Genomic DNA, 12,187 nt, shown 5'->3' with positions numbered 1-12,187 from the left:
TGCGTGGAATTTCTAGTTGTAAGGCCATAGCGCGGTTACATTTCAACCGCCATTTATTCCAAGTTAAGAACCGACAAAGTCCCCTCCATCCACGTGTATCGTCTGTCCTGTCATATAACTCGAGTCTTTAGAAGCTAAGAAAACATAAGCGGGTGCGTTCTCAGCTGGCTGTCCGCGGCGCTTCATCGGTGTATCGGCTCCATGTTCAGCCACAGTTTTCGCGTCGAATGTAGCAGGGATCAATGGCGTCCAGATCGGTCCTGGTGCTACTGCATTTACACGAATCCCTTTATCCGATACATTTAAGGCTAATGATCGTGTAAAGCTTGTGATGGCTCCTTTTGTCGCGGAGTAATCAAGCAATCCAGGCGATCCGTTATAGGCTGTAATCGAAGAAGTGTTGATTATGCAGTCGCCTTTTTTCATATGTGTTATGGCTGCCTTTGACATAAAGAACAAGCCAAAAAAGTTCGTTTCGAACGTTTCCTTCAACTGCTCTTCGGTAATGTCTTCGATGGACTGTTGAGGAAATTGTTTTCCGGCATTGTTGACTAGTATATTTATCTCACCAAAATCTTTAATAACTTGTCCAATTAGCTGTTTACAGTTTTTGTCGCTACTAATATCCGTTTGATATTTCTTCGCTTTGCCACCATATTTCTCGATTAATTCGATCGTTTTATCCGCATCTTCATCTTCCTGATCAGCCAAATAGGCGATGGCCACGTTCGCTCCTTCTTTCGCATAGGCAACCGCAACGGCACGACCAATTCCGCTATCGCCGCCTGTGATCAGTGCGGTTTTGCCTTTAAGTTTATCTGCACCCTTAAACGTTGGATCATCATAAATTGGGGCGGGATGCATCTCTGCCTCGACACCGGGCTGTGTAGATTGTGTCTGTCCCGTAATATTCTCGTCGATTTTTTCGTATGAATCTTGACTCATGTGACATCCTCCTCAGCATGTAGTTATGAAAAGTATTCCCTGATTGCCGGAGAACAAACATCCAGATGTTCGATAGAAAATTAATCCAAGTGGCCTTTTCGCGTGTTATAATGAAGTCATTACGTACTATATAACAGCTAAGGAGCGTGTCTTCATGAACTTTCAACCTTCCAAAAAAATGTCCATCTTCTCACCAGCGATCTTTGGTGACTTAAAAGCAGCTGCTGAGTTAAAAAAAGCAACAGGTGCCCAAGTCGTCGATTTAAGCCTCGGCAGCCCGGATCTTCCGCCTGACGAGCGTGTACGCCAAGCGTTGTCTGAGCAAAGTGCATTAGCATCTTCTTACGGTTACACACTCGGAGGGACGAAACGATTCCATGAAGCCGTCGCGGATTACTACAAGCGGCGGACAGGTGTCATCATCGATCCCCAGACAGAAATCTTGCAAACGATGGGTTCGCAGGAAGGCCTCGTTCATTTACCTTTTGCGTTCTGTGACGAAGGAGATTACGTTCTGACAACGAATCCTGCCTACGTCGCCTATGACGCGGGAATTAAACTAGCAGGCGCTGTGCCTTATTACATGCCATTGCTTGCGGAGAACGACTTCTTGCCTAATCTAAACGAAGTCCCGGAAGATGTTTTGAAAAAAACGAAACTACTTATCCTGAACTTGCCAGGAAACCCAGTACCCGCAATGCCGAATGAAGCCTTCTTCAAAGAAGTCGTAGCGTTTGCGAAGAAATACGACATTATCGTACTACATGACGCAGCCTACTCGGAATACTATTTCTCAGGCGACCGTCCGGCAAGTTTCCTCACGACACCGGGCGCAATGGAAGTTGGTATGGAAATCAATTCGCTGTCGAAAAGCTTTAGCTTGGCAGGTGCGCGGATCGCTTACTTCGTTGGGAATGCAGAAATGATCAAAGTGCTCCGCGAACTAAAATCCAATCTCGACTATGGAACATTCGGACCGATCCAAGAAGCCGCTATTGTGGCGCTTGATAATGGTGAAGAGATCACGGATCGCCTACGCGCAGAGTTCTCTAAACGCCATCACGCGTTAATGGACGGACTTGCATCACTGGGCTGGGAAACGACGCCATCTGAAGGTGGTATGTTCGTTTGGGCAAAATATCCGTACGACCTAGACGACATAGAATTCGTCTTCGAAGTGATCAAACAAGCGGGTGTCGTCATGGTACCTGGCAGCATCTTCGGCACCGCAGGGAAAGGGTACGTCCGCCTTGCACTCGTGCAAAAAGTGGAATTGATTGAACAAGCGATTGAACAGCTTAAAGAATTATCGATTGTGAGTGTGTAAATAACAACGAGGAAGAGAGAATTTCTGCTCTTCTTTTTTTTATGAAAGAAATGGGTCGAATTTAATTCGATAATAGATGCCTACTGCATACATTAGACTATTACTGTACACTATCCATAGAAATGAAATGTAGAGAGGAGGGATACGATGGACGAACAAGAAAAAGACCAGGGCCGCAAGAAGGAAATCGGGATTCAACCCCGTAGAAAAAAGCAAAGCCTGGTGATCTGGGGTGTTGTCGCAACAGCCACCGTGATGTTTCTGCTACTCGTGCTACCGTTATTACAAAAGTCGAACACTGAAACTGAAAAGGTTGTGCCAGCTGTAGGTCTTTACGAAGATCTAGAAAATGTACAGCTTAAAGTGTTACAAGAAAAAGCGTTGGAAGATGGAAAAATTGAATACCTAATTGAGATAAATAATGACACCAATAGGGTCATTCACCAGCCGACATTAACCTTCAGCTTCGAGGTGAAACTGGAGAAAGGTTGGACAGAGAACCCCTTCAAGTACTCGACTGATCTTGGATTGAAAATCGAACCGGGGCAAAAAATGAAAGTACCGCTACCGGTTGATATCAGTCTCTTCAACAAGGAGAAGATCGATACCGATCATATCATGCTTGAACTCAAGGGATATTTGGACGAACTGAAGCTTGAAAATCTATTTCATATGGGACAATCGATCAGTAACGTAGAAGGCGATGGAAAATGGAAAAAGCTGTGACCAAGCTAAAATCACTCTATAAAAAGAGCGTTTTTAGCTTTTTTTAATAGGATGTAACGAAACCAAGAGTTTGCAGTCTACTCTTATACATACTAAACAAGAGGAGATGAAAACGATGAATACAGGGAGATGGCTCATTGTATTGGGTGTAGCTGGAACGATCGGAATCGTTGTACTGATCAGTTTCTTGTTCTGGCCGAAAGTTGGTATCACATCCACGAAGTCCGTACTCGCGGGTCAGTCGCTGAATGTCTACTTTACGAATCCGGTTAGGGAAAACTTGGATGCTTCGAAGTTCCATATTAAGAAAGGTAATAAGAAAACACCTGCCAAGCTTTCGTACGGAAATAAAAACACGTCATTGCAAGTAGGTGGGCTACAGCCAGGGGACTATACATTGCATATCCCATCTAAAAGTTTTGGAATATGGAAACGTGCTGAAGAACAAGTTCTTTCATTCACCGTTCTCGAATCCGTACAGCCCGTCACTTCCATTAAGGAAATAGAGAACTTTTTTGAACGGGTGGAACCTCAGGGACGCAGTGAAATCATGGAAGAGTCTTCTTCGGAAGATAAAGCTTCTACTAGTGGCGTCGCTGATCATTCACAGACCAATCAGCAAGTAGCGGGAGTAGATGAAGCAGATACTGTCAAAACGGATGGTGATTTCCTCTATGATGTCCTAAATGGCGAAGGGCTTATGATCACAGATGTCCGTAATTCAAACGAGATGGTCCGTGCCAGCAAGGTAGCCTTTTCGGATGAGTTTTATGCAAACCAACTGTATATAGATCAAGATAAAGTCGTATTAATTGGTGGCCGAAATCTAGACGCGCCGACAACCAATATGGATTCGAATAGGACGGGAGACCGCATGATGCCGACACAACAAATGTCCGTCATTCGTGTGTATGACGTCACAGACCGTACGAATCCGAAACTTATTCGTGAAACGGGTGCAGAAGGATACGTCATCGGAACACGTAAAATCGGCCAATTCGTTTACATGATCACGAATAATCAGCCATTCCTTTGGTATGATCATCAGATCTCTGTAGAAGATCAGCTAATACCAAAAGTTTATGATTCCGCAGCGGCTCAAAAGGTACAGCCGCTAGCACTCGATAAAATCTCGATTTTGCCAGGCGCCATGGAACCTTCCTACTCGGTCATTACGACACTCGATATCGAGTCGGGAGAAGAGGGAGGAGTGAATAAGAAAGCTTATCTGGGCAGTGGTGAACAGCTCTATATGTCTCCAAATCATCTGTATCTGACGTCCACAAACTACCAAAACAATCAGCAAAGTACTAGCGAAGTATTCAAATTCAGTCTGGACAAAACACAAGTGCATTTCTTACAAACTGCCCAACTGAAAGGAACGATTTTAAATCAGTTTTCAATGGATGAGCACAATGGCTACTTCCGTACGGTCACAACAGAAGGGAATCTTTGGGATGAACGTAATAAAGCGAAGAACCATTTATTCATTCTCGATGAAAATATGAAACAAGTCGGTTCAGTCGAGAATCTGGCGGTCAATGAACGAATTTATTCTGCACGATTCCTCGGAGACAAAGCGTATATGGTAACGTTCCGCGAAACGGACCCGCTATTCGTCATGGACGTTGCGGACCCGAATAACCCGAAAGTGCTTGGCGAGCTGAAGATTCCTGGCTTTAGCAACTACTTGCATCCGCTTGACGAAGGCCATTTGATCGGCTTCGGTTATGAAACAATTGCAAAGAAAAATCCGCAAGGCGGCGCACCTATTATTCAAACAGGCGGCATGAAAATTTCAGTGTTCGACGTAACCGATTTTGCCAATCCAAAAGAAACCGCTTCTGAAGTGATTGGCGGGCAAGGCACCTATTCCTCTGTCCAGCATGATCATCACGCCTTGTTCATCCATCCAACACGCCACTTATTCGGCTTTCCAATTTCAGTGTATGAGCAATCCAAGCGTGAAAATATCCTAGATCTTCAAAGCTCTGGCGCAATGATTTACGAAATCACAGCGGAACGCGGCATCGTCCAAACAGCCGATTTGACCAAACACATGACGCATGAATACATGGACTGGGAAAAAGAAATTCAACGGCTGTTGTATAGCGACAATGCCCTCTACACGATGTCCGTAAATGAAGTAAATAGCTACACATTAGACCACTTCGCCCCTCTGGATACGTTGGAAAGAGCTGGCCATACAACGAATAGTGTGCAACCTCTAGAATCGATAGGAAAATAAGGCTTGAGCGCCCACTACAACTACGTGGGCGCTTTATGTTTTCAAGTTCCGCTCAATGAACCCGTTCAAGTGCTCTATCACGTTCGAGATCCGCTCAATCAACCCATTCAAGCGCTCTATCGCGTTCGAATTTCGCTCAACGAACCTGTCCGAGCGCTCTATCACGTTCGAATCCCGCTCAATCAGCCCAGCCTATCGCTCAATCACGCCCGCGCAATCCAGCCATACACCCCCACCATCCAATCAAAAAAGGTTGTCTTTTCAACTCCCGTACAGTAAGCTGTAATCAAACGCACTGAGACGTACCACAACTGAATGAGATAGAAAAAATGGAGCCCTTTCTTTATGAAAGGAGCTCCATCTAATTTGATTGCGATAATTTATTTGATTTCGATTTGCTCAGCGGGCGTCGGCATTCCGATGAAATGACCTTGCATTGCATCAATACCCATTTCTTTCAGCAACTCAAATTGCTGTTCATTGCTGACGCCTTCTGCGATTGTATACAAGTTTAGTTTTTTTGAAAGTTGGATCAATCCTTCGATCAATTTCTGTGTCTTCGGATTGCTCAACAATGTTTCGGTAAAGACGCGGTCAATTTTGACGCTGGTGATTGGCAAATGTTGCAAGTATCGCAACGATGCATATCCGGAACCGAAATCATCGAGAGTGAACTGCAAACCAAGGTTTTGCAGTTCGGACATTTGCGTCAGTACGGATTGTTCTTCCTCCGCTTTGAGCGCGAATTTTTCCGTGAACTCGAGATGAACCTTATTTGCTGGGCAACCTGTTTCATTTAAGATGGAGATCAATCGGTCTTTCCATTGTGGGTTCAAAGATTCACGAATGGAAGAGTTGATGGAAATCCTCATATCATTACCTGCCCGATGCCATTTCGTTACGAACGTCATTGCTTCTTCTGCGACGTATGCACCGATTTCTTCAATCAAACCGTTTTCTTCTGCAATAGGAATCAATTCGTCAGGACTGATGACACCCAGATCTTCATCTTCCCAACGAACGAGCGCTTCGTAGCAAGTTATTTTCTCGCTCGCCACATCAAATTGCGGCAGATAGGCTACATGCAATGAATTGCGATCCAGTGCCGTCAGCATCTTGCGGTCAATTTCCAAACGGCGGTTTAGAATTTTATGAGACTGAGCAGATAATGAAGCAATCCGTCCGCCACCTTGACTAACGACATCGGCTGCCGCAGTCATCGCGACTTTGTATAGTTGTGTGTATGTTTGTTGATCCTCAGGGAAACGTACAATCCCGCCACTAATCGAAAGTGTTTGCGCATTGTGGCTGAGGTAGATCGGCTGTTGTTTTAAGAATTCATAGAAACCTTGAATATACCAATCACCGAAAGCTGTCAACACGACGAAGCTATTCGTATCGATACGCGCGATAGGGCTATCCTGGAAGTAGCGCTTTAATCGGTTGGTGAATTCTTGAATCAGCTGCGTCTCAGATTCTTGAGATTGCAGCTCTTTCATAGTGTAGTAATGATCGATCGTCAAATAAACAAATGAAAAATGCATGGCTTTTGCGATAGATTCATTCACTACTTGTTCTAGCTTGTGACGACTCATCAGTCCGGTTTCTACATCAATGAATGCAATTTCTCCTAAGCGTTCCTGCAAGCGAACGTCTTCCGTAATATCAAGTTCTAAAAAGAACGCAGACTGTAGTTCTCCGGTGTTGGATAGGGTAGGTACGGCAAGTGTATTCACAAAGAACGGTTCACCTATGCGGGTCATTTTTTCTATTTTACCCGCCCATGTTTTCCCGGACAGCAAACAATCCCAAATGGAGTTCGCTATTTCCTGACTGTGGGGTTGATCCGAAAACATTTGCCAAAACGATTTACCTAAGATGCGTTTCGGGGTCCAACCACTAACCGTTAGGTAATTTTGATTGGCATAGGTGATTAGACCTTCGCCATCAGTATGTGTCACTAATTGGTATTTATTTAGACTATCGACCAATTCTTGGTGTTCGCTAATCTCTGGTAACGGAATTGCATGCATAGGGGTACTCCTTTCCACTTCTACTATATGACTATTATAAATGAAGTTTCAGTGTTGTCTACATCTGACATGTGAATTTTATACTATATAAGTAAAAAACAACAATTTAGAAAGGGGTGATGGACCATGTTGCGATTAAAAGGAATTGTGATGATCATTGTAGGTTCCATGTTATGGGGCGCTACTGGACCTATGATGGAGTGGATTTTGGACTATAGTGAGATGTCGGTTTCTATGATGTTAATCCTACGTTTGACCATTGCAGGTGCTGTAGTACTAGCATTATTAAAGGCAAAAGGCATACAAGTTGGTCGTCCTATGAGACAGAAGTTGTGGTTGCGCAAAATGGGGATGTTTGGCATTATCGGAATGCTTGGGGTCCAGTTCGGATTCGTCCAAACCATTGCATATAGTGACGCGGTAGTTGCGACATTATTCCAGTTCGTTGCGCCGGTCTATATTATCATTCTACTATCCATCCTACAGAAGTCCTTTCCACCAGGTAGTCAAGTAGTCGGTATGGTCGTGGCGTTATTCGGCTTGTTCTTGCTTTTGACCAATGGTTCATTCTCAAGTATTTCATTAGATAAGACCGCGATTGTGTGGGGAGTAATTGTGGGATTTGCCTTTACTTTTTACACATTATATCCCGCAGTTCTTATGGCGGAGTGGGGTGTGTTACTTGTTGTCGGCTGGGGAATGTTCATTGGCGGCATTACTTTATTCATCCTTAACTTGCCGATGTTCTTCATGAACCTTGGTATTTTGTTCGACGGTCCGTCAATGGGCATGTTGTTACTTGTCATCATAATGGGAACACTGGCATTCATCATGTTTTTGCAAAGCATGACGTATATTTCACCCGTTGAAACGAGCGTCCTTTCCAGTTTTGAACCGCTTACCGCGATGATGATCTCTGTGTTTTGGCTCGGTCAGACGATGGGGGTCTGGCAACTAAGTGGTGCGGCCATCATGCTTGCGGGAGTTATCTGGTTATCGATCGGGGGGAATCGCAAGGAGAAAAACGCTCCGTTCCCAGAGTCCATTCAAGAGTACGATCATAGCGAAGTATAGCTTTTTGCCTGTACACGCCATATTCCTATATGACATAATGAAGGCAATGACGGCACGTAAAGGGTGAATCAGATGAAAACGGTTTTCCGCTATGCACTACCTTATAAATGGCCAATGTTCATCGCCATTTTACTCATGTTACTTGAACTATCAGTCGAATTAATCCAGCCATTGCTGATCGGTAGAATTATAGATGAAGGAATTATGAAAGAGGATTTGAACACGGTTTTGATCTGGGGGAGTGTCATGATGGGACTTGCCTTCGTGGCGTTCTTTTCGGGCGTCGTCAATTCCTATTTCGCTGCACATGCTGCACAAAGTTTTGGCTATGATCTTAGGCAAGCATTATTTCAGCGTGTCCAAACGTTTTCACTTGCAGCATTTTTATGCTTTCCGACGTCGAGTCTCATTACACGTTTGACAAGTGACGTGACACTCGTCCAAAACGCCCTTTTCATGGGACTACGAATTATGGCACGTGCGCCATTGATGGTGATCGGTAGTCTAATCATGGCATTCGTCGTCAGTCCGTTCCTAGCGGTGTTTCTACTGATTGGTGCACCGTTCCTAGCGGTATTTCTCGTTGTCATGGCGCGCAAAGGAGTCCGTTTATTTGGATTAGTCCAGCGCCGTTTAGACGGTGTCAATCATCTCGTACAAGAAAACTTGCAAGCGGTTCGTCTCATTAAAGCCTATTTACGAGGTGTTTTTGAAACGGACCGTTTTTCCAAAGCGGCAAGTGCACTAAAAAAAGATAGTGTACATGCGATGCGCTTAATGGAATTAATACTGCCAGTGTTATTGTTTATAATGAACGTCAGCTTCATGGCGGTACTTTGGTTCGGTGCAGATGAAGTCCGCAATTCAGATATGCCTGTCGGGGATATCGTGGCGATCGTCAATTACACGATGCGCATGACAAGTGCCTTCTCGATGTTTTCTTTTTTAATTGTCATCTTCTCTCGCGCAAAAGCGTCTTCCGATCGAATGGAAGAACTGCTAGTTGCGGATGCTGATGTCGAAAAGCTAGAGATAGCTGACAATCGCCACCAAGGAGCAGTTTCTGTTCGTTTTGAACACGTTTCTTTCCGTTATCCAGGAACGACTGAAGACGTACTCAAAGATGTATCGTTTGAAGTTGCTGCGGGTGAGAAACTCGTCGTCATGGGCGCGACTGGTTCCGGTAAATCCACGATGATGCAACTACTCCCGCGTATGTTCACAGCGACGAAAGGTACGGTGTGGATAGATGGAAAAAACATCGCAGACTGGCCACTCGATACGTTACGGAATTTAATCGGTTATGTGCCGCAACAATCGATGCTCTTCACAGGTTCGATCGTTGATAATCTGTCATGGGGTAAACCGAATGCCACTGCCGACGAAATCGAAGAGGCCGCTAAAAAAGCACAAATTCATTCGTCTGTCATAGATTTTAAAGATGGCTATGAAACACGTGTCGGGCAGCGCGGTGTGAATTTATCTGGTGGTCAGAAACAGCGCTTGTCGATTGCGCGCGCATTGATTCGTAAACCATCCTTACTGATTTTGGATGATAGCACCAGTGCGCTCGACGTTAAAACGGAGTCGTCATTATGGGACGAATTGCGGGAAGAAGATATGACGATGCTGATTGTCACGCAAAAAATTCAAACTGCTAAAATTGCCGATGCAATTTTATTATTATCAGAAGGCAAGATCGTAGGCTATGGTACGCATGAAGAGCTACTTCAATCGTCTAGCTTCTATCGAGAAATTGCGGAATCGCAACAGAGTGGGGGAGTGGCATGATGCGAAAACCATTTGGCTATGAACCTATTATCCAGAAAGTAGATTTATCAAAAGTACAACGAAAAAAAGTTCGGAAAGCGGGTAACTGGAAGTCCGTGCTCGCACGTATTTGGCGTTTAGTTGATCGGCAACGGGGTTTACTGATCACCGTGTTGACACTTGTTTTAATCAGTTCAGCCCTAGCGCTAATCGGTCCCTTAATGATCGGAAACATTATTGACCACTTCATCATTCCGAAAAAAGTGGATGGGCTCAGTATGCAGATTGGTTTTTTACTGCTCGTGTATGCCGGCTTCTCATTGTCTACGTATTTCCAAAACTACTGGATGGTCGGAATCGCGCAACAGACAGTCTATCGTCTGCGCACGCAATTATTCGGCCATCTACAGAAGCTGCCCATCCGTTTCTTCGATAAACGCCAGCACGGCGAATTAATGAGCCGCGTGACGAATGATATCGAGAATGTCAGCCAAACATTGAATTCCTCATTGATCCAAGTGTTTTCAAGCGTGCTGACACTTATTGGTACGGTATCCATCATGCTGTATCTCAGTCCGTTATTGACGTTGCTGACGATGATCATCGTTCCTTTAATGTTCATTGCAATGCGCTGGATCACTCGGCGTACGGGTATTTTATTTAAAGAACAACAACGTGCAATCGGTGAATTAAACGGCATGATTGAAGAAACGATTTCAGGTCAACGAGTCGTCAAAGCATTCTCGCAAGAACAGAATGTCATGGGAGAGTTCGCACAAAAAAGCGAACGTCTACGTACAACAGGTTTCTGGGCGCAGACGTATTCAGGTTTCATTCCAAAAGTGATGAACACGCTGAATAATCTGTCGTTTGCGATTGTTGCAGGGGTAGGCGGACTGCTGGCGGTGACAGGGTATGGTGGCGTAACGGTTGGAACCATTGTCATCTTCAGTGAGTACGCACGGCAATTTACGCGTCCTCTAAATGACTTGGCTAATCAATTTAACACTGTACTCTCCGCCATCGCGGGTGCAGAGCGAGTGTTTGCCATTATGGACGAACCTGTTGAAAAAGACGAAGCAACGAAGCAGATCGAAACATTACATGGCGATATCGAGTTTCGCAATGTAACATTTGGTTATGAAGAAGAAGCAATTATCAAGAACCTTAGTTTCCATGTTCAATCAGGCGAAACAGTGGCCTTCGTTGGAGCAACAGGAGCAGGGAAGACGACGATCATGCAATTGCTGTCACGTTTTTACGAAGTAGACAGCGGGCAAATTTTGCTCGATGGCATCCCGATTGACGAACTACCGCGTCAAACTGTGCGCAGCCAAATGGCTTTCGTTTTGCAAGATCCATTCCTGTTCGAAGCGACCGTGCGCGAAAACATTCGCTACGGACGACTTGACGCAACGGACGGGGAAGTCGAAGAAGCCGCTAAAAAAGCCAACGCCCATAGCTTCATCAACAAGTTATCGATGGGCTATGATACGGTGCTGACGGCAGGCGGAGAAGAGATTTCACAAGGACAAAAACAACTGCTATCCATCGCCCGTGCGCTAGTAGCCGATCCGACCCTGCTATTGCTTGACGAAGCGACTAGCAGCATTGATACAGTGACAGAGCTCGCAATACAGGATGCGTTGGAACGTCTTATGGAAGGTCGAACAAGCTTCGTCATCGCGCATCGTCTGAACACGATCAAGCAAGCAGACAAAATATTCGTACTGGCGGACGGCGAGCTACTCGAATCGGGCAGTCACGAAGAACTGCTGGAACGTAAAGGCGTGTTTCATGGAATGTTGAATCATGATGGGTAAGTGAAGGGCTGTTGATCACCGGACTCCATTCCCGATCAACTAGTGTCTTTTTCTAATGGTGGAGAGTGGATGACAAAACGTACTTACGTGTTTGTCTATGAAATTGAATAATTACAACATAAACGAGCATCGCATGTAGCGGTGCTTTTTTATATATAAACGTAATAAGAATAACTTTGGGATTTTATGTATAGCTGTAGTAGAGTAAATGAGAGAATGGAATGTGAAGGTCTATACAGAG

At 44.8% G+C, this 12,187-nt stretch carries 8 protein-coding genes; 6 read left to right on the top strand and 2 right to left on the bottom strand.

Features of this window, described 5'->3' with window-relative positions:
* Positions 1-63: 63 nt before the first annotated feature.
* Positions 64-945 carry an SDR family oxidoreductase gene (locus tag CSV67_RS13325; protein ID WP_099632085.1) on the bottom strand — a complete coding sequence of 294 codons (882 nt, stop codon included), beginning with the start codon at positions 943-945 and terminating at the stop codon, positions 64-66.
* A gap of 154 nt (positions 946-1,099) precedes the next feature.
* Between CSV67_RS13325 and CSV67_RS13320 the strand changes: the two genes are divergently transcribed.
* From CSV67_RS13320 to CSV67_RS13310, 3 genes are all read left to right on the top strand, one after another.
* Positions 1,100-2,272: an aminotransferase class I/II-fold pyridoxal phosphate-dependent enzyme gene (locus CSV67_RS13320; protein WP_099632084.1), complete on the top strand. Its 1,173-nt coding sequence runs from the start codon at positions 1,100-1,102 to the stop codon at positions 2,270-2,272.
* A 147-nt stretch (positions 2,273-2,419) separates the two neighbouring features.
* The gene (locus tag CSV67_RS13315; RefSeq protein WP_099632083.1) at positions 2,420-2,998 is read left to right on the top strand and encodes a hypothetical protein; all 579 of its coding nucleotides are present in this window, start codon (positions 2,420-2,422) and stop codon (positions 2,996-2,998) included.
* 115 nt (positions 2,999-3,113) lie between these two features.
* On the top strand, positions 3,114-5,246 hold the full coding sequence (locus CSV67_RS13310) for a beta-propeller domain-containing protein (RefSeq protein ID WP_158232944.1): 2,133 nt from the start codon (positions 3,114-3,116) through the stop codon (positions 5,244-5,246).
* Between the two features lie 380 nt (positions 5,247-5,626).
* On the opposite strand, the gene CSV67_RS13305 is transcribed toward CSV67_RS13310, so the two are convergent.
* Positions 5,627-7,279: a sensor domain-containing protein gene (locus tag CSV67_RS13305; protein ID WP_099632081.1), complete on the bottom strand. Its 1,653-nt coding sequence runs from the start codon at positions 7,277-7,279 to the stop codon at positions 5,627-5,629.
* Positions 7,280-7,405: 126 nt separating this feature from the next.
* On the opposite strand from CSV67_RS13305, the gene CSV67_RS13300 reads away from it, so the two are divergent.
* From CSV67_RS13300 to CSV67_RS13290, 3 genes are all read left to right on the top strand, one after another.
* Positions 7,406-8,353, top strand: a complete 948-nt coding sequence (locus tag CSV67_RS13300; protein WP_099632080.1) for a DMT family transporter — start codon at positions 7,406-7,408, stop codon at positions 8,351-8,353.
* Positions 8,354-8,425: 72 nt separating this feature from the next.
* Positions 8,426-10,144, top strand: a complete 1,719-nt coding sequence (locus tag CSV67_RS13295) for an ABC transporter ATP-binding protein (protein WP_099632079.1) — start codon at positions 8,426-8,428, stop codon at positions 10,142-10,144.
* Entirely contained in the window at positions 10,141-11,946 is a 1,806-nt protein-coding gene (locus tag CSV67_RS13290) for an ABC transporter ATP-binding protein (protein ID WP_369803183.1), read from the top strand. The genes CSV67_RS13295 and CSV67_RS13290 overlap by 4 nt, the downstream gene beginning before the upstream one ends.
* Positions 11,947-12,187 lie beyond the last annotated feature (241 nt).

The sequence above is a fragment of the Sporosarcina sp. P2 genome, assembly GCF_002743255.1.
Lineage (GTDB): Bacteria > Bacillota > Bacilli > Bacillales_A > Planococcaceae > Sporosarcina.
The sequence above is the reverse complement of the archived record's forward strand: the minus strand, read 5'-3'. Positions and strand labels throughout refer to the sequence as shown.